13 protein-coding genes are annotated in these 23,666 nt (G+C 34.2%); 1 reads left to right on the top strand and 12 read right to left on the bottom strand.

The annotated features are described in order from the left end of the window. Positions 1–87 precede the first annotated feature (87 nt). Positions 88–489 (top strand): hypothetical protein, encoded by a 402-nt coding sequence (locus tag DU428_RS10860; RefSeq protein WP_072350720.1) that lies wholly within the window; start codon positions 88–90, stop codon positions 487–489. Here DU428_RS10860 and uvrB read toward each other — a convergent pair. The 12 genes from uvrB to DU428_RS10800 form a co-directional block, all read right to left on the bottom strand. After that, the gene (uvrB, locus tag DU428_RS10855) at positions 486–2,489 is read right to left on the bottom strand and encodes an excinuclease ABC subunit UvrB (RefSeq protein WP_113966350.1); all 2,004 of its coding nucleotides are present in this window, start codon (positions 2,487–2,489) and stop codon (positions 486–488) included. The two genes, DU428_RS10860 and uvrB, sit on opposite strands and share 4 nt — an antisense overlap. Positions 2,490–2,646: 157 nt before the next feature. Then, on the bottom strand, positions 2,647–5,367 hold the full coding sequence (locus DU428_RS10850; protein WP_113966349.1) for a T9SS type B sorting domain-containing protein: 2,721 nt from the start codon (positions 5,365–5,367) through the stop codon (positions 2,647–2,649). A gap of 69 nt (positions 5,368–5,436) precedes the next feature. Continuing rightward, the gene (locus tag DU428_RS10845) at positions 5,437–7,767 is read right to left on the bottom strand and encodes a T9SS type B sorting domain-containing protein (RefSeq protein ID WP_072350723.1); all 2,331 of its coding nucleotides are present in this window, start codon (positions 7,765–7,767) and stop codon (positions 5,437–5,439) included. 73 nt (positions 7,768–7,840) lie between these two features. Then, positions 7,841–12,652 (bottom strand): T9SS type B sorting domain-containing protein, encoded by a 4,812-nt coding sequence (locus tag DU428_RS10840; protein ID WP_113966348.1) that lies wholly within the window; start codon positions 12,650–12,652, stop codon positions 7,841–7,843. 134 nt (positions 12,653–12,786) lie between these two features. Beyond that, on the bottom strand, positions 12,787–14,592 hold the full coding sequence (locus DU428_RS10835) for a gliding motility-associated C-terminal domain-containing protein (RefSeq protein ID WP_243633511.1): 1,806 nt from the start codon (positions 14,590–14,592) through the stop codon (positions 12,787–12,789). A 70-nt stretch (positions 14,593–14,662) separates the two neighbouring features. After that, a complete protein-coding gene (locus DU428_RS10830) occupies positions 14,663–18,034 on the bottom strand; it encodes a T9SS type B sorting domain-containing protein (protein ID WP_243633509.1) in 3,372 nt (1,123 codons plus the stop codon). A 60-nt stretch (positions 18,035–18,094) separates the two neighbouring features. After that, positions 18,095–18,919: an ABC transporter permease gene (locus tag DU428_RS10825; protein ID WP_072350726.1), complete on the bottom strand. Its 825-nt coding sequence runs from the start codon at positions 18,917–18,919 to the stop codon at positions 18,095–18,097. A gap of 45 nt (positions 18,920–18,964) precedes the next feature. After that, positions 18,965–19,861 (bottom strand): ABC transporter ATP-binding protein, encoded by an 897-nt coding sequence (locus DU428_RS10820; protein ID WP_072350727.1) that lies wholly within the window; start codon positions 19,859–19,861, stop codon positions 18,965–18,967. Positions 19,862–19,991: 130 nt separating this feature from the next. Next, positions 19,992–20,507 (bottom strand): IS1096 element passenger TnpR family protein, encoded by a 516-nt coding sequence (locus DU428_RS10815; protein WP_072350728.1) that lies wholly within the window; start codon positions 20,505–20,507, stop codon positions 19,992–19,994. Between the two features lie 38 nt (positions 20,508–20,545). Then, entirely contained in the window at positions 20,546–21,580 is a 1,035-nt protein-coding gene (locus DU428_RS10810) for a COX15/CtaA family protein (RefSeq protein ID WP_072350729.1), read from the bottom strand. Beyond that, positions 21,577–22,998 carry a CCA tRNA nucleotidyltransferase gene (locus DU428_RS10805; protein WP_113966346.1) on the bottom strand — a complete coding sequence of 474 codons (1,422 nt, stop codon included), beginning with the start codon at positions 22,996–22,998 and terminating at the stop codon, positions 21,577–21,579. The genes DU428_RS10810 and DU428_RS10805 overlap by 4 nt, the downstream gene beginning before the upstream one ends. A gap of 74 nt (positions 22,999–23,072) precedes the next feature. Beyond that, the gene (locus DU428_RS10800) at positions 23,073–23,639 is read right to left on the bottom strand and encodes an L-threonylcarbamoyladenylate synthase (protein WP_072350731.1); all 567 of its coding nucleotides are present in this window, start codon (positions 23,637–23,639) and stop codon (positions 23,073–23,075) included. Positions 23,640–23,666: the final 27 nt, after the last annotated feature.

Genomic DNA, 23,666 nt, shown 5'->3' with positions numbered 1-23,666 from the left:
TAAATTTTCGACAAGATACAATTTATCAATGATTATAGATGTGTCCTTTTTTCTAACTTTACTAAGTTTAATTAATCCTTTTTCCTCATGATAAACCGTTTCGAAAAATTATGCCTCCTATCTGAAATGATTGCCATTGCCAAAGGTGATAATGATATGAAGAATATGGAATATCATTTTTTGTTTGAAGTTGCACAGCAATTAAAAATTTCACGAGAAGATTTTGATTATCTCATTCAGCATCCAGTTAGTTATACGCATTTGCAATCGCATAGCGAGCGAATTGTTCAATTTCACAGGTTGGTTTTGTTAATGAGTCAAGATGGTGAAATTACTAGCGAAGAGCTTGCTAAGCTTTATAATTTCGGAATTAAAACCGGGTTATCTCAAGAGTCTATTTCTAAGGTTTTGTTTTTAATGGAAGGTTTTCCAGATAAAATAGTTCCTGCAGAAGTATTGATTGATGTTTTTAAAGTACAATACAATTAGACTTTTAGTGCTTCTAATTTTTCTTGATACGCTTTGATTTCATCGCGTAGTTTTGCTGCTACAATAAAGTCTAGTGCTTTTGCAGCTTGCTCCATTACCTTGCGTTTTTCTCGAATTTTCTTTTCTAATTCTCCTTTCGATAAATATTCACTTTCAGGCTCTGCAGCTTTTGCCGCTTCCAATTCATAACTATAGGTACTTACTGAATTCTTTGATAACACATTATCTAGGCTTTTGTTTAGTGCCGTAGGTGTGATATTATTTTTGGTGTTATAAGCAATTTGTTTTTCACGACGGTATTCTGTTTCATCTATAGTTTTTTGCATGCTTTTGGTTATTTTATCTGCATACATGATTGCTTTACCGTTGAGGTTTCTAGCAGCTCTTCCTACTGTTTGAGTTAAAGACCTTGCAGAACGTAAAAAACCTTCTTTATCGGCATCTAAAATAGCAACTAGAGATACTTCAGGTAAGTCTAGTCCCTCACGAAGTAAATTCACCCCAACTAATACATCAAAAAGCCCTTTTCGTAAATCTTGCATGATTTCTACACGCTCTAAAGTATCTACATCACTGTGAATATAACGCACGCGAATTTGAATTCGGCTTAAATATTTAGTTAGCTCTTCGGCCATACGTTTGGTAAGTGTAGTAACTAAAGTTCTTTCGTCTTTTTCTACACGGAGTTGAATTTCTTCAATTAAATCATCAATTTGGTTTAAACTAGGTCTAACTTCAATCACTGGATCTAATAAACCTGTAGGTCGAATAACTTGTTCTACATAAACCCCATCTGATTTTTCTAATTCATAATCGGCTGGAGTGGCACTTACATATATTACTTGGTTTTGTAGTGCTTCAAATTCTTCAAACTTTAATGGTCTATTGTCCATAGCAGCAGGAAGTCTAAAACCGTATTCTACTAAGTTTTCTTTTCTGCTTCTGTCACCACCATACATAGCATGTACTTGAGAGATGGTTACGTGACTTTCATCTACTACCATTAAAAAATCCTCAGGAAAATAATCTAGCAGGCAGAAAGGCCTTGTCCCTGGCTGTCTTCCATCTAAATACCTAGAGTAGTTTTCAATACCAGAGCAATAACCTAATTCACGAATCATTTCTAAGTCAAATTCTGTTCTTTCTTTCAAGCGTTTCGCTTCTAGATGTTTTCCTATTTCTTTAAAATAATCATATTGTTTTACTAAATCGTCCTGAATATTTTTAATAGCACCTTGTAAAACATCTGGAGATGTTACAAACATGTTTGCTGGATAAATAGTAAGAATGTCATATTTTTCAATCACTTGATTGGTTTGAATATCAAAAGATTCTATATCTTCAATTTCATCGCCAAAAAAGTGTATTCTAAAAGCATCATCTGCATAGCTAGGGAAAATATCAACCGTATCTCCTTTTATTCTGAAATTACCATGATTGAAATCTGCTTCCGTACGAGAATATAAACTCTGTACTAATTGATGCAGTAATTTTGTTCGTGAAATAACTTGATCGCGCTTAAGTGTGATAACGTTTTTTTGAAATTCTACCGGATTACCAATACCATATAAGCAAGAAACCGAAGCAATAACTACGACATCTCTTCTTCCAGAAAGTAGGGAAGAAGTAGTGCTAAGTCGCATTTTTTCTATTTCCTCATTAATAGATAAATCTTTTTCAATATATACTCCCGAAGTTGGTATATATGCTTCCGGTTGGTAATAATCATAGTAAGAAACAAAATACTCCACAGCGTTTTCAGGGAAAAACTGTTTAAACTCACTGTATAATTGTGCTGCTAATGTTTTATTATGTGCAAGGACTAAGGTTGGACGTTGCACTTCTTCAATGACATTTGCAACTGTAAAGGTTTTTCCAGAACCTGTTACCCCAAGTAATGTTTGGTATTTATCCCCAGAGTCTATACCAGAAACCAGCTTATTTATAGCTGTTGGCTGATCCCCTGTAGGTTTGAATTCGGAATGTATTTTGAATTTCATGCTTTTTTATCTCCGGCTTAGATAGAAGTATTTTGTTTTGCTAATTTACTGAATATCTAACAGATATTTTTCCTATTTGAAAATAATGAATCCAATGGGGAGTATCTGTTTATATTAAACAGAAACTCCCTATTAAAAATTATATTTGAATAGGTTTTTATCGTTTTAGGCTAAAATGACCTTTATATTTTTTTCCAGAATGTAAGGTAATTAAGTACCAATAATCATTAGATTCCATTAGATGTCCTCTATAGGTGCCGTCCCAAAATTTTAAACTTGGCGAAACTTGTTTTAGCAGTTTTCCGTATCTGTCAAAAATTAGAATTTCTTTAATGCTGTTTTGTGAGTCGGTTATCTGCCAAACATCATTAATGGTATCTCCATTTGGCGTGAAGAATAATGGAATATGAATTCCTTCTACACCTTCTATAGTAAAAGGAATGGATTTGATAACACAAGCATTTTCGTCTTGAACAAATAACATATGATTACCAATAGAAATATTATTGAAAACAGGGTTGCTTTGTGCTACACCGTTATCTATAAAATAAGTATAGTTTATAGAGGTATCTGCCATATGAACCGTAAGCGTGTTGTCTACGATTGTAATATTTGAATTGTCTAGGCTGAAATCTGTAGCAGGTAATATAGTAATATCGAAACTAGTTTCATTAGAACAGTTATTAGGAGCTGTACCTACTTCGTTATAGATGTATATGGTTTGGTTTGTAGTTATAGTCTCTCCAGCGAATAAGGGTGTTCCTCCAGCATTAGTTGCCGTATAGTAATTTCCATTTGTTAAATTTGGTAATGTAAAGCTGGTACAAGTCGTTTGACTTGGCAGTGTGTCTACAGGCGGATTTCCATCTACAGTAACGGTAAAGTTGCTTTCGTTAGAACAAGTATTCGGGGCAGTTCCTGTTTCGTTGTAGATATAAATGGTTTGTGTTGTATTTACTAAATCTCCAGCAAATAGCGGGGTTCCACCTCCGTTGGTGGCAGTGAAATAATTACCATTTGTTAAAGGTTCTAAAGTGTAGCTAGTACACACTGTTTGATTTCCTAATGTGTCAACAGGTGGCGTTGAATTTACTGTAACTGTAAAGCTGCTTTCATTTGAGCAGGTGTCTGGAGCTGTACCTACTTCATTATAGATGTATATAGTTTGGCTAGTAGTTATAGTCTCTCCTGCGAATAAGGGCATTCCTCCAGCATTAGTAGCTGTATAATAATTTCCGTTAGTTAGAGTTGGTAAGGTATAACTGGTACAAACCGTTTGATTTGGCAGTGTGTCTACAGGAGGGTTTCCACCTACCGTTATGGTAAAGTTACTTTCGTTAGAACAAGTATTCGGAGCCGTTCCTGCTTCGTTGTAAATATAAATGGTTTGTGTTGTATTTATTACATCTCCAGGAAATAGAGGGGTTCCACCTCCGTTAGTTGCAGTGAAATAATTACCATTTGTTAAAGGTACTAAAGTGTAGCTAGTACAAACCGATTGATTTCCTAATGTGTCAACAGGTGGCGTTGTATTTACTGTAACTGTAAAGCTGCTTTCATTTGAGCAGGTGTCTGGAGCTGTTCCTACTTCGTTATAGATATATATGGTTTGGCTAGTAGTTATATTCTCTCCAGCGAATAAGGGAGTGCCACCAGCATTTGTAGCTGTATAATAATTTCCACTTGTTAAGTTTGGTAAGGTATAGTTGGTACAAACTGTTTGATTAGGAATTGTATCTACAGGAGGAGTTGGGGTAACAGTTAGTTGCGCAGCGTCTGAAACTAAGGTACAAGAAGGCGAAGTAATTTCACAGTAGTACTGATTACCATTAAAATTAGCTGGAGCATTAGTTACTGTAAGTGTGCTAGTTTGTGCTCCGGAATAATTTGTGTTATTGGTAATATTTACCCAGTTTCCTGATGCATCAAGATATTTCCATTGATAGGAAAAGGTGCCAGAACTTTCGGAAGCTGAAAAACTAGCCGATGCATTTTCACAAATTGTTTGTGATGTAGGGTGTGTAATTGTAGGGGTGTTATCAGGTATTGGATCTGCTGTGTGTGAGTCTAAATCACTACAATCTTCATTAGAACTTATAGACCAATCACTAGCATTAAATGTTGTTTGTGGTATTGTTGCGTTTGGATTTCTAATTATGGAATACCCTCTTTCGTTAGGAGAATGCACAATATCTATAAGTGTTCCGTTTTTTAATAATCTTAATTCATCGTTGTCATTAATCCCTGTGGCAACATTGAAATCTGGAGTTAGTGCGGGGCAATCAGTCCCACTTCCTAATATAACAATAAAGGTGTCTAATGGAGGTATTGTTCCTTGAATATCATATACGTGACTTGGTGTAGGGTCGCCAATGTCTCCATAACGATCAATAGTATATTCTGTATCTAATACAACAGGAGAATTAGTTGGGTTATAAAGCTCTATAACTGCATAACTTCCACTATAGGCATCATAGACTTCTGAAATATAAATATCTGCTGTAGCACATTCTGTAGAAAGTAAAGTGAAATCTGTAGCAGATGTACCTGTGCAACCTCCTGTACTTTCAATAGAAATGGTAGCATCTGTGTTAAGTCCGTTAGGAATATAAGCTGCTATTTCTGTGTCGTTAATAATTGTAAAATTTGCATTTACACCATTAAACTGTAGTGTATTAGCAGTATTAAAGTTGCTTCCAGTTATGGTTACTAATGTGTTTACTGGCCCTTCAGCAGGAGAAAATGAAGTAATCACAGGTGCTGGGCACAAGGTGGTAGCTTTATTCTTTGAATTTAAATCTGCATTCGTATTAGCAAATGTATTATTGAAGCAAATAAGTGTAAATATAAACGTAGGTACTAGTATAAGATGTTTCATTGGAAAATAATTGGCTAACAAAAATAGAAAATAATTAATGAACCTCAAGTTAAGTGAATGTTACTATACTTATCTTTTTAAAGAAAAATGACCTTTATATGTTTGCCCGTCTGAAAAAGTAACTATATACCAATAATCACTAGCAGGTAGTTTTTTTTCTTTATAGGTGCCATCAAAACCTTTGCTAGTTGGACTTAGTTGTTTTAAAAGCTTACCATATCTATCAAAAACATGAATAGTCATAGTAGCTTTAAATTCTAGGTCCACACCAACAGGCATCCAAGTGTCATTAAAGTTATCTCCGTTAGGGGTGAAGAATGAAGGGAAGCCTAAAACATTTATGGTTTTTGGTGTAATACCGCATCCTTTCTTTTCTCTAACATAAATGATATGTTCACCTGCTTCTACATTGTAGAATATATTATTGTTTTGGTAGTTTCCGTTAAGGTTATCTAATGCGAATTCATATTCACCATTACCTGAAACAGTGATAGTAACCGAATTATTAGGAGCTAAACCATTTACAGAAACAGATTCAATAACAGCAGCATCAATTGGGGAAACGCTAATGTTTCTAGTGGCTGAACAACCGCTATTATTGTGTGTAGCAGTTACTGTATAGGTCCCTGTTTCGTTAATGTTGATATTTGATGTATTGAATCCTATAGGAGCACCATCAAGTACCCACTCATAATTGTAGTTCCCAGGAGAATCGTTTGTAATTCCGGCATTTAATTGTATGGTTTCGGGATAAGTACTTGTACAATATATTAGCTGTTCATCGGCTTCAAGATTAGGGGTTTCCAAGGTTTTAAGTAATACGGTACTTATGGCGTAACAGCCGCTACTATTTGTGATAAGGACAAAAATAGTTTGTGAATCTTGTACTGTATTTGTGAAGTTTCCGTTAATGCTATTTATCTCTTCTAAGGCATCTTCTTCAGAAAGATAAAATTCAATATTTGAACCAGAAGGCACTTGTGTTTCAATTTCTGTACGTAAATCATTTAAATTAAAATCGCTAAAACCATCTACTGGGAAATTATCGCAAATTTCAAAAGGAGGTATGTTTACTGTATTATTAGAGATGTCCAATGTTAGTTCTGCAACGCTATGGCATCCGTATTGATTTTCAACTCTAGCATAAACTTTTTGTAGAGGAGTAGTGTTTTCAAAAGAAGTAGGGTTTGTAATGGCATCTGTGTTTTCCTCTGCATGTGTGGTAGAATGGTGAAAACTAGTAACAATGTCTTGTGTATTTGTTGTTAAAGACTGGGCTGCATCAAATAAATTGTAGGTTGTAATTCCGTTTTGGTCTAAGTCGCATTGTATAAGGGAGGTATCATTTACTAATGGGTTTGTAGTATATTCTACTGTAATTTCCCCTGAAGTAAAACAAGCAGAAGGATAGGTGATTTCGACACTATAAGTTCCAGCTTCTTCAATAGTATAAGTCGGATTATTTTCTCCTATAATTTGCACACCATCTTTAAACCAATTATAACCTGTTGCACCTTGTTGTACCGCATATAGTTCCAATGTTTCGTTTTCACATAAGGGATTGTTGTTTGCTAAAAGTCTATCTACTCCAAGATCCATATTAGATGTGAAACTACCAGCTTCTAAAAACACTGCAGAATCATATCTATAGTTATCATGATCAGCTATAACTAATTTAACATGGTAGGTTGTATGAGGTCTAATTTCTGCACTAGCAGTTAAGACTGTTGTTTGGCCATTAAAATTAATAGGTGCATTTGACCCGTTCCAACTTCCAAAGTATTCTTCATTTATAGGAGGGCAGCTACCAGGAATTCCAGAGTGAATTGTTGTAACTTTTACTGGAGTTTGTGTGCTAGGAACCAATGCAATATTTGTATAGTTAGAAGCGTCTGCAGGTCGAATTAAAAAACCAAATAGGTCGGAATATCTACAAGTTGCTGTGTTTCCTTCTTGATATTCTTCAGATGCGAATAAATACCTGAAGCTTATTTGTTCGCTAATGGCTTCAAATTCAAATTCGATTATAGTAGCGTTATGTGTGTCGGTTTCATTTAAAACGGTTTCTAAATCGCTGTCACCACCCCAACCACTAGCAGTATCGTCACTTAAAGTATTATTGGGTCCAGGAACATTAGACAAACGACCAGTGCTTAAAACCAATCCACTTGCTATCGGGAATGTAGTTCCTGAAGCATCAAAATAACCAAAGCTAGTGTCTGCATCTCCGAAGTTACCACCAACCACATTTGTAACGGTAACATTGCTAATACAGTCACTGTTTATTAAAATGTTTTCAATAAGCTCTTGTGCACTGTGCGTAGTGTTATCTACTTGAATATTCTGTGAGAAAAGTAAATAAGAGGATAGGGAGCATATAATTAAAAGGAAATTCTTCATTTTTCATTATTGGTTTGCAAAGATAAAGAAGTACTTTGTTTATTGAGAAAAATTTTTGTTAAAGAAGTGTGTTTTACCTTTTTAATGTAAAGTTCCCTTTTACTTCAAAGTACTCTCCATCTTTGATAACTTTTGCTAAAAACCAATAGTCATTTGCAGGCATGTTCTCTCCGTTATAAGTGCCATCCCATCCAAGGGAATTATGTGTAAGTGTTTTTAAAAGCTTGCCATATCTATCAAAAATATACACGATGGTTCCTGTTAATTGATTAACTCCAGTAATATGCCATGTATCAAAATAACCATCGTTATTTGGCGTCATAAATAGAGGAGTGTCTATTATTACAATTTCTTTTGTAGCTGAAGCACATCCGTTAAGGTCTAAAATAGTTATGGTATGTGGGCCAAGAGAAACATTGTCGAAAAAGTTAGATTCTTGTGGTGTTCCGTTATCTAGAATATATACATAATCTCCAATTCCGCTAACGGTAACCGAAATATTATTTGGGTCTGAAAAATCTACTTGTTCTGTAAATTCGATGGTGGCTTGTTCCGATTCTATCACATTAAAGTTTACAGAATTTGTGCAGCCAAAAGCTGTTGTAACACTTAAGGAGTAGCTTCCTATTTCGGTGATTTCAATTTCTGGTGTGGAAGCGCCTGTAGACCAAGAATAGGTGTCGCCATCAAAGCCGGTTTCAGCATTTACTATAAGAGGTAAACTTTCTAAACAGATACTTTGTTCTTCAATTTCTAAAATAGGTTTTCTATGAACCAAGGTTTGAAAGTTTGCGATACTAAAGCAAAGGGTGTTTTTGTTTTCCATTCGGATGTAAAAAGTTTGCTCATTAAATGCAAAGTAGTTTAAATCTGTAATAGCATTTTCATTGGCAATTGCTTCTTCTCCTAATTCAAAATAAGAAATATTAAAATCGTTTGGATTTTGGTTTCCTAAAACTGCAGCTGTTTGTGTTTCTAAATTAAATAAATGCATACCATCAAAGTCATCATCACAAGTTTCTAAATTAGGAACAGGAAATGTTATTGGAGCACTATTAACTTGTAAGGTAAAAGAAGCGATGGAAAAACAATTCGTTGTGGTGTATTCTGCTCTTACATAAATGGTGTCATTGTTTGAAGTATATGTATAGTTTTCGTTTAAGGGGTTTTCTGCGTTTTCTGCATCATTTTGATTCGCGTAAAATGTGACTAAAACATTTGTTGTATCATCCAACAATTCCTCTATAATTTCTTGCAGATTAAAAGTGTTATTAGGACTTTCACAGATTTCAAAACTGGAGATTGGATTTATCTCAGGAGGTAGGTCTACCGTTAATTCTATAGGTATGGCAACATAGCAGTTGGATAGCGTACTGGTAATTTTAATATATACTGTTTGTGGGTTGCTAATATTGGTATAGTTATATGGCTCTGTGATTACATTGGTATGTGGCTCTACATCTTCAAAGGATGGATGATATGTGATATCTATATCATCCTGTCTAACCCCTAAGACTTCAATTTCAGCAACTGTTAAGTTGAAATTTGTAAGACCGTCTGTATCTGTATCGCATTCCCTTTGAGCAGAAGCAGGGTTTACGTTTGGAACTTGGATAATGTTTAAGCCAAATTCTGTTATGGTATGGCAATTAGTGTCATTCTCCACTCTTACATAAATTTGTTGTGGATTCGTTATATTTTCATATTGAAGTGGGAGGCTGTTCATTTCCCCTTCGGCATCGTCATAAGAAGTATAAAATGTAATGGTTAAGTTGTCTGAACTTCCGGAAGACATTTCATTTATTTTTTCTGTAAAATCAAAATCAGCTTTTCCATCATTGCTAGCATCATCACAAATAAGCCAATCTATTGGTGGTGTGAAATCAGGAGTTAATCCAACTTCTATTTGAAAAGAAGCTGTACCATAACAGTTTTGGTCTGTACTATTTTCTACTCTTACGTAAATAATTTGTGGATTTTCAGTATTTTGAAAGGCAGTATTCTTATCTATAATATTAACTCTGTTTTCTGCATCATTGTCGGTTAAAAAATATAATACTTCTTTACCTGGTTGGCCGTTTAAAATCTCTACATCTTTTTCAATAAATAAAAAATCTTCTGTTTGATCTCCATCCGGCTCACAGATTTTATAATTAGAAATATCCGTAAAAATTGGTTCTGTATTTATGATGACTTCAAACACAACCAATGCAAAACAAGAGGTGATTTCGCTTTCTACTCGGGTGTAAATAATTTGTGTGTTTGCATTGTAGCTTGCAGCGTCTTCTATAGGTTCTAAACCAGAATTTGCATTTTCTTCTGTAGTATGGAAAGAAATATTTAGGTTAGAGGTGTTTGAAACAATTTCACTGATTTTATCTTCTAGGTTTACTATATAAAAGGCATCTTGATCATCGTCACAAATAACAATGTTTTCAGGTTGCATAACGGTAGGGGCAGGAATAACTTGTATTTCTAATTCTGCCACATCAAAGCAGCGAGTGGTATTGTTTCTAACTCTAGCATAAACTATTTGGGGGTTGCTAGTGTTTGTGTAATATGCGGGTAATTCGTTTTCGTAATTTTGTGCATCTTCTTCTGTTAAAAAATAACTAACTAAAGGAGTGGCAATACCTTGACTCACATAATCATTAAACGTAGCTAATTCTATAGAAGTGAAACCGTCATCGTTTGTGTCACAATAGCTCTGAGGTTCTAAAGGCTGAATAATAACAGCAGGGTGAATAACAAAATCTATTTCTGTTGTAAAGATACATTCAGGAGTTTCAAGAGTTATATTTATAGTTTGTGGACTACTTGTGACTGTATACGGAAGCGTATGATCAAGTGGGTTGGTTTCGTTAGTTTGATCTTCTTCGCTTTCATAAAAGGTAACTGTAACATTTTCTATTCCATTGGCAATGGATGTAGCAATTTCTTCTAAGTTGAAATCACTTATTCCATCGTTAGTTTCATCGTCACATGTAGCATAGTCTCTTATATTTGATTCCGATTGTAACATGTTGGAGTATAATTGTATTGGAGTTACGGTAATACAACCGGTATCATCATCCATAACACTAATGTAAACGGTTTGTGTGTATGGGTTTGTATTACTGAAATTTTCAATATCAGAAATTGGGTTTACTCCAATTAAAGCGTCTTCATAATTTGTATGGAAACTATAGCTTACACCTGTTAAACCGTTTAATACATCAGACACAACAGTTGTTAAATCAAAAGTTGTTAGTCCATCACTGTTACCTTGTTCACAGGAGTTAATTTCTTGTGTTTCTGTGTTAATAATTGGGGCTTCTAAAACATTTATAGTGATGCTTGCAGTAGTCTTACACCCGGTGATGGCATCCTCAATACTAACAAAAATCTCCTCTGTAGGGTTTGTGTTTGTGTATGGGATTGCTATGATGTTTTCAATATTCTCTGCATCTTCTAGTGTGAAGTGATAGTTGACAATGTAGTTGGCATTACCGCTAGTAATTCCATCATTAGCTAGGTTTAGGTCTATACTTGTTATGCCATCAGCAGTAGCATCATCACAAACATCTAGCTGTGTTGGGCTATTAACCGCTGGTAATGGATTCACAACCAAATTAAAAGAGGTAAAGGCTAAACAACCACTATTTGTATCTTCAATTCTTACATAAATAGGTTGCGGATTGCTAGTATTTTGAATAGGCGTGGTTATTGGGTTGTTTCCGTTTCCTGCTTCTGTACTAGAATAGTGATAGCTAATATTGTAATCAGCATCCGGAACCGAAGCTAAAACGGAAGTTTGCATGGTAGAAAGATCAAAGGTTTTCACTCCGTCACCATTTATATCACAAAGTTGAAAATCTTCTACATCTTCTGCTTCTTGTTCTGTGTTAAGTGTAACTATAACTTCATCTTGAATTATACAATTACTATTATTCATAGGGATTGTGATAAGTACCTGATAAGTTCCAGATTCTGTAACTACTAAATTACTATTGTTTTCCCCTGCAATTAGAGAGTTATTTTGAAACCATTCATAAGTAGCTAATGGATTTCCTACAAATGCGTCTAAGTAGGTTGAGGTAGCACAATCTGTAATATCTTCTCCTAAATCAACTGTTGCATTAAAGCTGTACCCTTCAATAAAAACTGCAGAGTCAAAATTTTGATCTCCAGAATCAGCAATAATTAATTTTATGCTGTATTGCACATTTGGTTGTATGGAAGCTGTTGCAGAGAGCACTGTGGTTCTTCCGTTAAAATTAGTGTCTCCTATATTATAGCCATCAAAGTATTGTTCGTTTTCTGCAGGGCAAAATCCAACAATTTCATCATGAATAGTATTTGTGTTTACTGGAGTTGTTGTTTCTGGAATAACTGCAATATTGGTATATGTTGGAGTGCCGGTTTCTTTTATAAGAAATACAAATCCATCGGAATAGCTACAGGGATAGGTTCCGTAATATTCTTCGGATGCTAAAATATAATTAAACTGAATTTGATTTGAAACCGAAACGAAATCAAACTCCATAGAAGTTGCGTTTAAGGTATTTGTTAAACCAAGCGCATTTTCTAAATCGGGATCTGTTCCCCAATTAGGTAAACCGTCATTTAAAGAGTTTGTGTTTGTTGTGTTTCCGGCAGAGCTAGCATTACCTGTAGAAAGTAGGATACCATTTTCAAAAGGAAAGTTAGAAGAACTTCTTTCAAAGTATCCATAACTAGTAAACCCATTTACACTTCCGTTAACATTAGAACTTACATTGGATACTTCTACGCAGCCTTGAATTAATGTGTTTTCAATTAATTGTTGCGGTGTTTGGGTATTATCAATTGAAATTTGTTGTGAATAAGATTTTGTAAAAAAAGAAAAACAGACTAGTAATGCCATGTTTAGAAGGAGTCGCTTTAAATTGTATTTAAATATCCTACTTTTCAAAATCAATAAATTTGATGGTTATATATAAAAATAAGGATAATTTAGGCAAATTCAATTTCTTGTAGGAAAATGCTCTTTGTTGATTATTACCTATTTAAGTAGACCCATCCTGTCATGATTTTGTATTTAGGATCGTTAAGATTTAAGACATAAAAATAGGTTCCGACAGGTAGTATTTTGTCTTTGTTGTTTAGTCCGCGATTGGCTTTTCCTTCCCATTTTAAGTTGTTGTTTCCAACAAAAATGAGTGTTCCGTATCTGTTATATATTTGAAGTTCGTGCTTTTCAAAAATATCATAGAGGCCTTGAATATTAAACCAATCGTTAACCCCATCGTTGTTTGGTGAAAAACCTTGCGGAATTATAGGCGGACAGTTTTCTGTTAGTAATTTAAATTGAAAGATTTTTGGACAAGTTTCTGTTTGCTGGCTTATATAGATGGTTTGTGCGTTGGAAGTGCTTTGATAGTTTTCTAGGATTAAAATCTGGTTTTCATTAATTAGTAAATCTTCTAAATCTGGATAAAACTGTATGTTATTTATGTCTTCATATTCTATGAAATTTAATTGAGAGCTTAGATTGAAAGTTGCTGTATTAAATCCGATATCACATGAAAGCAAAGGAGCTAAGGGGGTTATGTCAGGAATTGGTATTAGCTGTATATTTTCGGTTGTAGTATTATTAGTCTCATTTAATTCAATTAGGATTCCGTTTCCATTTCCTGTATCATCTACTACCACAGATAAGGTGAAATTGTCTGGGATGTTATTAGGAATATTTAATAGGATGCTTCCAGTTTCAAAATCATCTATAGCAATATCAAATTGTGTGTTGCTTTGTCCAATTAATTCATTGTTTGCATAAAAAGCAATTGGTGTATTGGCAGGAAGTATTTCTGTGCTGTTTAGGTTAAAAACCGAATAATCTACTTCAATATCTCTACTATAGCAAGGGATATAAACTTCGTCTATTACAATTGTAGCATCTGGCAACTGACTGTTTAGTACTGTAATGATATTATTTAGAATAATAAGATCTGCTCTAAAAACACCAAAATCATCTGTTGCTCCAGTGGTGAGTTTTATTTCTAGGGAAGTATCACCGATAGCAATATTGTTTTGAATATCGTAAACATCTAAATCCCCATTATAAAAAGTAGAAGAATTGGTGAAAGTATTTGTTCCGTTAAAGGCATTATCCGCAGGATTTAATGGCGGATTTGAAATGATATTTCCGTTTATTTGAAGAGTTTCACCGTAATTTAGATCGCTATCTCCTTCCCAAGCTAGAAAACCAATTTTTGCTCCGTCATTATCTAAAACGTTTAAATTATCTATAACAATTGTTTTTTCTTGAACTACTCTGTTTATAATTTCTAGTCCTTGAAAGAGACTTACTTGGTTTATAGGTAAGCTTTCATCTTCATAAATAACATAGATGCTCCATCCTGCAAAGTTTGTTCGGTTGCTGCAATATCCAGGGTTAGTTGCAAGTGTTTCAGAAATATCTAAATCGCTTAAAGTATAATTGGTATTTCCTAAATTAGAAACTATTTCGGTAATGTCTGCAAAGCAGGAAAAGTAGGTGAGTGTACCTTGTTGCGGGTCATGATAATCTACCGTATAGGTTTCCTCTGCAGTTATATTGTTATTGTTTAAACTTACTTCTAAGTCTCCTTCTCCAGAACCCGCCCAATATAAATATGCAGCTATAATGTTTGCTGTTTCCGGAGTATTTAATTCTGCCGAAGAACTAGCTAGGGTTTCACAAAAATCTTGAAGAATATTGTTTTCAAATTCGTTTAAGGTATTTCCTATTGCGGTGTAGTTTATTCTTCCGTTATATTGTTGGTATAATGAAATGTCTTGTGCATGAACCTGAAAGAGATTCATTATAAATAGTATAAAGTATAAAAGTATATTAGGTATTTTCATAGGTGTGTATGAAAATACGTAAATTATATTATCGTTTTAAAGAAAAGTGATTAAAATACTCTCTATCGTCCTGGAGGAGTACAGAAAACCAATAATCACCACTTGGTAGGTCTCTTCCGTTAAAGGTTCCGTCCCAACCTTCTCCTAAAGGATCTAGTTCTTTAAGTAATTTACCATATCTATCAAAAATTTTAATTTTTGAGTTTGGTTGAAATTGATTAGATATACCAAGGACTTGCCAGGTGTCATGATATCCGTCGTTATTTGGAGTGAAAAACTTAGGGAAACCAACAACTGAAGTTAATTGGTATGCGATGCCACAGTCGTTTTTAACATCCTTTACAGCTACTGTGTAAATTCCTGGATATACATTTTCAAAAACATTGCTTGTTTGGTAGTACCTGTACATATTCCCATCAAAATCTAAAAGTGCATATTCATATATTCCTTCACCGGAAGCTGAAACAGTTACAATATTATTTTGAGCGCCATCTATAACATCTATAGCGTCTATTGTTGCAGTATTGGAAGCTTCAATGGTTATGGTTCTTTCAGTAGGACATCCAGCTGCGCTACTAACTTCTACCGTATAATTTCCAACTTGATTGATTTCAATTTCGCTTGTTGTTTCTCCTGTAGACCAAACATATGTGTAATTATTTGGGTCACCAATAACGCCACTAGTAAGTGTTATGGTTTCCGGGTAGGCATTTAAACAATATAGAAGTGTTTCATCTTCTTTTAATTCAGGACGTTTATTTGTAGTCAGACTTACTTGGCTAATACCGTAGCAAGCATTATTATCTTCTGCTCTAGCGTAAATAACTTGCGTGTAAGGAGATGTGTTTGTGTATGGTGAAGTAAGTGGGTTTTGCTCTAAAAGCGCTTCCGTATAACTTTCATAGTAAGTGATAGGAAGCGTAATGTTGTTTATGGTTTGAATTGCTGAGGTGATTTCGTTTAAATTATAAGTATTTATACCGTCTTCAGAATTTAATTCATCACATACTGCTGGTGCAACATAATTTTGAATTTGCGTGGTGCTTACTTCTAAAGTTAATTCTGTTATTGCGGAACAATTTGAAGCATCATCAATTATTTGCACGTAGACTGTTTGCGGATTGCTTATGTTAGAAAAGCTTGTACCGTCAATAGCATTTTCTTCGTTTTGGGCATCTATTAATTCTGTGTAATAATTAAACGACACATTAGCTGCGCCGCCAGATAAAGCTCCTTCTGCTTCGGTAAGGTTAAAAATTGTTATACCATCTACTATACCGTCTTCATCACATTGAAATATATTGCTAGGAAAACGATTGGGAAGCGGATTTACAATAATATCAAAAGATGTGGTACTGAAGCAGCTAGTATTTAATTTGTTTTCAATTCTAACATATATGGTTTCTGTGTTTGGTGTTTGAGTATAATATGTGTCTGTTAGAATAGGGCTTCCTGTATCTGCAAATGCTTGGGAGTTATGGTATGTAATATTATAATCTGCTGCATTTTGTGTTCCTAAAATAGCAGCATTAAAGTCTGTAAGTACAACGTCTATTTGTCCGTTAGTATCATCTCCATCTGCAGCGTCGTCGCATGTTATAAAGTTGTCTACCGGGTTTGCTATTGGTGTATGGAAAACTTCTATATCAAAAGTCGTGATGTCATAGCAGTTAGGGTTGTTGATATGGTGTATTCTCGCATAGATAGTTTGCGGATTTTCTGTGTTTGAAAATGGCCCTGTAATTTCATTAGCTGCAGTGTTGTTTTCCGCATCTTCAAAACTAGTAAAATAGTGCACACTATAAGCAGTTGCGTCTTGTGTGCCAATGATATCGGAGTCTTGGCTTGTAAAATCAAAAGACCAAGTGTTATCATTATTATCATCACAAATAATAATATCTTGAGCAGTATTGGCGATAGGGTTTTCGAAATACTCTACAATAGCTTCTCCTTCTAGAGTTTCACAATCTGTAGAATCTAGGTCTATTGTTAATTCGTAGGTTCCATCTTCTGAAATTTCTAGTTCATAGCTAGTTTCCGATAAAAGCACTCCGTCTTTATACCAGGTGTAAGTTGCTCCAGGTATATTATCTGCAAAAAGTGTAAAAACATCTCCGTTACAAAGTGGAAGGTAAGATGTTTCGGTAGCGTTACCGGTAATATCAATTTTTTGTGTAAAAAACGATGAGATAAATGGCGGTAAACCTTGTCTAGCATTTCTGCCGTTTAGATTTACGGAGTTTGTTATAAAGTCACATCCCTGTCCTAGAGTGTTTGGAGATTCTATAGTGCTTAGAAACGGGATTCCTAGATCGTAGGTGCTACTTTCTGTTTTATATATTTTTCCGTTTGGTCCAAGTTGCAATGCGCTTCTAAACCCTTGTCTTGCGTCTATAGTTGTTTGACTAGCATTTATTGCTACGATATTATTGTCTGATAGATCGTATTGTAAAATTGCAGATTTATGGTTTGCCGGATTATTGTTTTGTTGATTGCTATTGCTAAAAAAATCATTATAAGCACTTACGTATAACACTTGGCTATTAGGAGAAAATTCAATTCCGTAAGAATATATTGCTCCATTTAATCCAGCAGGGTTAATAGTAATTTGTTTAGGAGCAGATACGGTTCCTGTTGTAAGGTCAAAGTCATATAAAAACAATCCTTCGTTGATATTAGCGGAAACTAATTTGGTGCCGTCTGGTGAAAATTTCAAATAACCTCTTCTTTCGTTTATAGTTACACCTGCGTTAGAGGTTACAGGGGTTAGATTTACTCCTGTGTCTGAAACTTCGTAAGCATAAAAAGTGTTATGGTTGCTGCCACCAAAGTTGTCTGCAAAAGTTATTACCCAGATATTTCCAGATTCACAGTCTTTTAAAACAGCGCTAAGTTTTTCTGAGGTATTTCCGAGTAGCGGTATGTTTTTATTACTAGTAACATCACCCAATCCTGCATTTAATGTAATATCTATCTCTGAGAAATGAAAACCTTCATCTGGAGAAAACTGACTCTCGGTATCTACCGTAAAAATAAAATATATATTCGGATCGTTTGGTTTTGGTATAATTATCGCAGACTGTGTACTTGAAGGATTTCCTTTTAGAAAATTCCCGTTAGGCATTATGTTGTGGTTTCTGTCATAAACCGTAATTCCATCAGTGTAGAAAAGCAAATTTCCATCATCATCTGATATGCTAGTACAACCTTCGTCTGTGTGTAACAAACCATCTGTAAGTGCTGTTGTGTTACCTGTAGAGGTATTGAATTGAATACCAGCATTCTCACCAAAATACCAGTTGGAGGCTTGGTTTTGAGCGTAGGTAATGGAAAATGTAAGTAGGGTTAATAAATAAAGTATTTTTTTCATTCTATAAACATCGTCTGCAATTGCAGTCAAAGGTATTGTATTTTTACTAGTAAAGAAAAAAGCAGCTAAATAATTGAAAGACAATTAGCCTTATAAATCACGATTTTTTAAAATTCTGTAGGATAAAAACAAGAATAAAGTTGTCCAACCAAGCACGATGGCAATCTCATACCAATGTACTGCATAGTCGTACGCAAGCTCTGCTTTATCAGGGAACTTAGTCATCATTACACGCTGAAAAGGTTGGTCTATTAATTTGTACATGGATTTTAAAGGAAAGAAATTCTGAATTTTCTCAGCCAATTCAAAGTCAGATTTCCAAGTCATTAAACCTAAAGCAATCCATTCTAAAATGTATAAAATGAAAAGGAAAGCCAATGCAAAAGCCGATCGTTTTACTAGCATTCCGAAGAATAAGCACAAGGTGAAGAATCCAACAAGTTTTACAAAATACGCTAATAGAAAATTTGTTTCTCTAAAGATAATTTGCGCTTCATTATAACTAGAATAATACATCCCTATAACAAAGGAAGCCAAAGCAATTAATAAGGTTGCAACTAAGGAGAAGAATACAATGGTATAGAATTTAGAAAGAATGAATTCCTTTTTGCTCAAACCATCTATCAGGTTTTGTTTAATGGTTTTGTTGCTGTACTCATTACCAATCATACTTACTACTACAATAGCAAAAAAGAACTTAAACTGTGAGGCGAAAAAGGTGGTTATATGCCAAATAATAGGAAAATTGAAAATGCCTAACTCTCCTAATTCTAAAGTAAAAAACCCGAAAAAGTTAATTTTAATAGAAGAAAGAATTAATACCGTAAAGGGTAAAATAAAAGAGACGAAAATAAGTATCTTACTTACTCTGTTTAGTAGTAGTTTTTGTAATTCAAGTTGTAAAAGTCGTAGCATGAAATTGGTTTTTTGCTGAAATTGTTTCAGAATAAGATGATGAAATTATTTGTTATCTGTAAGTTGCAGGAATTGCTCTTCTAAACTTTCTTTTCGTTTTACTAAATGCGATAAAACAATGCCCTTTTCAAACATAAGTTTGTTGAAGGTTGTAGCATCCATAGGCGCATTTAAAAAAGCAGTAATTAAATCGTTTTCGACTTTTATATTCTTAAATTCTGTGTTATTTCTTAATAAATCGATTAATTCTTCTTGCTTTTCGGCTTTTAACTCAAAGAAACCGTGGCTAGAAATCATTTCATCTACACGACCAGAATATAGTTTTTCACCTTTTCGTAAAACCACCACATGTGTACAAACCTTTTCCACTTCGTCTAGTAGGTGAGACGCTAGAAGTATGGTTGTTCCATTTGCGGCTATATCTTTTATTATTTGTCTTATTTGATGAATTCCTTGTGGGTCTAATCCGTTGGTTGGTTCATCAAGGATTAATATTTCAGGGTCATTTAGTAGTGCAGAAGCGATTGCTAAACGCTGTTTCATTCCTAATGAATAGGAGCTAAACTTATGGTCTTTTCTATCTTGCAGACCAACTACTTCTAGTTTTTCATTTATCTTACTATAGGGAACACCTTTTATTTTACAGACTAATTTTAAATTTTGTGCTGCAGTCATATAAGGGTAAAAGTTTGGTCGTTCTATAATTGCACCAACCTTTTTTAATGCTTCGTGTGTAGAAACATTGCCGCCAAACCATTTAAAATCACCGCTTGATTTATTAACTACATTTAGTACAATGCCTAGTGTGGTAGATTTTCCGCTTCCGTTTGGTCCAAGAATACCATAAACGTTTCCTTTATTAATGTCAAAGGATAGGTTGTTTACAGCTGTGAGTCTGCCAAATTTTTTGGTGAGGTTGTTAATTGCTAGAATAGATTCCAAAAGTATGTATGATTAATTAGTTGTATGTAAGACGAAGTAAGTTAAAAATTGTTACAGGAAATAAAAAAGCATTCTAATTGATTTAATTAGAATGCTTAAATTATGTTTTTAAAATAAGTTGAAACTAGCTTTAGTTCCAGTTTTCTTCAAAGTCTAAATTATCGTAGTCATCAATATCGTAACCGTCATCAAACTCGTCAAATTCATCTAAATCATCACTTTCAAAATTCTTAACTGGAGCTTCGTCTGGAATTTGTCCGTGAACAAACATTAGATTTGGATAGTCTGTTCCTTCTGCTTCTTCTACAATTTCAGCAAGTTCTACGTAGAATGTCCACATGCTAAGGAAGTCGTATACATAAATTAGCTTCGTTTGCATTTCATGAGCAACATCATTAATTGCTGTTTCATTCATTAAACGAACAGGGTTTCCGCCTTCACTAACATCAAACATGCTAATTTCCTCACCTTGTTCCCAAGTGTCATTACTTATATAGAAGGAAGCCATTTCTAAACCATCAAAACCAAAAGATTGTGTGATGATATTGTGTAAGTCTTCTAAGGTGTCTGTTTCTCGGATTTCTAAATCACGAAAAACATCCTCTTCTGTATCATTATCTAGTATTACTCTAAATCTGTAAATCATTGTTTTGTTTTAAGAATATGCAAAGATATAATTTATGTTTAAGCTAATGCAGTTTTATCCTCACTTCTACGACTACTTTCTAATACAATATAAAATTGAATTCCAATTAAGACTGTTGCTATTACAAGGTGTAAAGTTTGTGTTGAAAAAGGAAAATCTAGGTAGTACATAGCCATACCAGTTATAATTTCTAGTGCTATACAAACCAGTACCCAGTCTAATTTAGTGTAGCCTAAATGTTGTTTTTTGTTTTTATAGTAAAGCCAAACATTAACAGCTAATACAAGAATAGAAAGTGTTCTGTGTATGTAAAAATCTAATGTAGGATTATCTAACCACATGGATTTTATATATCCAATAGATTTTACTTGTTCATCAACATGTTGGCGAACTTGTGTTCCTAAAACAATTTGAACTAAAGTTAACAGCGTTGCAAAAATAAGGACATTTTTAAATAAGGGATTAAACTTTACTAATTTGAATTTCTCTTTCGAAATAAAAATGAGATATAAAATAACGGCAACAATCACCAATGCCATGACCATATGAATAGTGATTTTGAAAGGCGCTAAATTAGAATCGACAACTGTTTTTCCTAACCAAGCCTGAAAGCCCATTGCAACTACAGTGAAAATAGATAGTAATAAATAGCGTTTTCTATCTTTCCATAGCCATATAGACATTATGGTAAATATTAATATAGGAATTCCAGAAAGCGCTCCCGAAAGTCGGTTGATGTATTCCACCCAAGTGTGCACAGGATTAAAGGTTGCGTAATCGTGTGCTGTATATTTATTCCAATGAGATAAATCTAATGATTCTCCCGAAGTAAAATTTTCTTTTGCGACTTGAAGTGTTTCGTCTACAATAATTACCACGCCTTTTTTGTAATCGTGGTTGGGTTTGAATTGTAATTCTGAAAGCTCAGTTGGTGGGATGTAATATCCAAAACACTTTGGCCAATCTGGACAGCCCATTCCGGAACCTGTCATACGTACTACAGCACCAGCAATGATGACTAGATAAACTAGTACCAATGCAATTTTCACTGTTTTTCTAAATTTTACTTTCATTTCTTAATGTTTGGAGTTAAGCCTAAGTCTTTTCCTTTTTTTAGCATTAATTCATAAGCAGCTTCCTGTTCATTTGGAATATCCCCTTCTAAAATAGCTTCTTTTATAAACTCTTTAATAATTCCAATTTCTCTTGAAGGTTTTATATTGAAAGCTTCCATAATTTCTTCACCAGAAACTGGTGGTTGGAAATTACGAATCTGATCTCTAGCTTCTACTTCTTCAATTTTCTCACGAACCATTTTAAAGTTGTTGTGATATTTCTTGAATTTAATAGGGTTTTTTGTAGTGATATCTGCTTCACAAAGCGTCATTAAATCTCCAACATAGTCACCAGCATCAAAAACCAATCTGCGAACGGCAGAGTCTGTAACATCTTGTGCTAATGCAATTGGTCTAGAACTCATAAACACCATTTTTTGAACAAATTTCATTTTGTCGTTTAATGGCATTTTAAGTCTTTTAAATAAGTGAAAAACCATTTTAGAACCTTCTAATTCATGCGCATGAAAGGTCCAGCCAATTTTTTTATGGAATCTTTTGGTAGGTGCTTTCCCAATATCATGTAATAGCGCAGCCCATCGTAACCAAAGGTTGTCTGTAGTTTTTGCAATATTATCTACAACTTCTAGGGTGTGATAAAAATTGTCTTTATGTTTTTGTCCTTCTACTTCGTCAACACCTTTTAAAGCGGTTAATTCAGGAAGGATGTATTGAAGTAAGCCTGTTTTTTCTAATAATAAAAATCCTATGGAAGGTTTTTCTGCCTCCAAGATTTTATTTAGCTCTACAACAATACGTTCTTTTGTTATAATTTTAATTCGGTCTTTATTTCTTGAAATAGCTTCTAATGAATCTTTTTCAATGATAAAGTTTAATTGAGTAGCAAATCGAATTGCTCGCATCATTCGTAGCGGATCATCGCTATAAGTTATATCTGGATTTAATGGCGTACGGATGATTTTGTTTTCTAAATCTTGCATTCCGTTAAATGGGTCTAGAAGATTTCCGAAATTTTCTTCACTTAAATCTAAAGCAAGTGCGTTTATCGTGAAATCTCTTCGGTTTTGGTCGTCTTCTAATGTGCCATCTTCTACGATAGGATTTCTGCTATCTTCGTTATAAGATTCTTTTCTAGCTCCAACAAATTCAATTTCTATATCCTCATAACGAAGCATTGCAGTTCCGTAGGTTTTAAAAACTTGAACTTTTGGCTTTTTAGGTAGGTTTTTTGCAACTTGTTTTGCTAGTTGTATTCCGCTACCTACAGCAACAATATCAATGTCTTTAGCAGTTCCTCGTTGTAAGATGAAATCACGAACAAACCCGCCAATCACATAGGTTTCTAATCCTAATTCTTTAGCAGATTTCGAAATGATTTTAAAAATTTTATTCTGTAATGCTTCCTTGTAGTTCATATACCAAATTCCAAAACTCAAATGCTAAGTTTCCAATTTATGAGTTGGGAATTTAGTGCTTGAATTTTGTGTTTTTACTTTCGAATAACTTTAACTACACCATTGCTGCTTAACTTAATAATAGAAGATGGTTTAGCCATTTTTTTATCGTGGTGCAAATTTACAACATAGTCTACACCTTTTAAAATGTCTTGGCTTATTTCTTTAAAGGAAGTAGGGGTAGGAGCACCACTTATATTTGCTGAGGTAGAAACAACTGCGCCATTTAGTTTTCTACATAGTTGAAAACAGAATTCGTCATCCGGAATTCTTATAGCAATGGTTTTGTCTTCTGCAATTAGATTTTCGGCCAAATTTTGAGCATCATCATAAATAATGGTAATTGGTTCTTCCGTTATATCAAAGATGCTATGCGCAGCTTCAGGTATTTTCTTTACATATCTTTTCAGCATTCTATCATCGGCAACCAAGCAAATTAAAGCCTTCGATTCTATGCGTTTTTTTAGCTTGTAAATTTTGGCAACTGCATCTGGGTTTGTTGCATCACAACCTATTCCCCAAACTGTATCTGTAGGGTAAAGTATTACTCCGCCTTGCTTAAGCGTTTCAACGGCTTTTTTTATTTCTTGCTGTGCATTCATAGTACAAAAATAATAATTGTGTAGTAA

The sequence above is a fragment of the Oceanihabitans sediminis genome, assembly GCF_003337215.1.
Lineage (GTDB): Bacteria > Bacteroidota > Bacteroidia > Flavobacteriales > Flavobacteriaceae > Oceanihabitans > Oceanihabitans sediminis.
The sequence above is the reverse complement of the archived record's forward strand: the minus strand, read 5'-3'. Positions and strand labels throughout refer to the sequence as shown.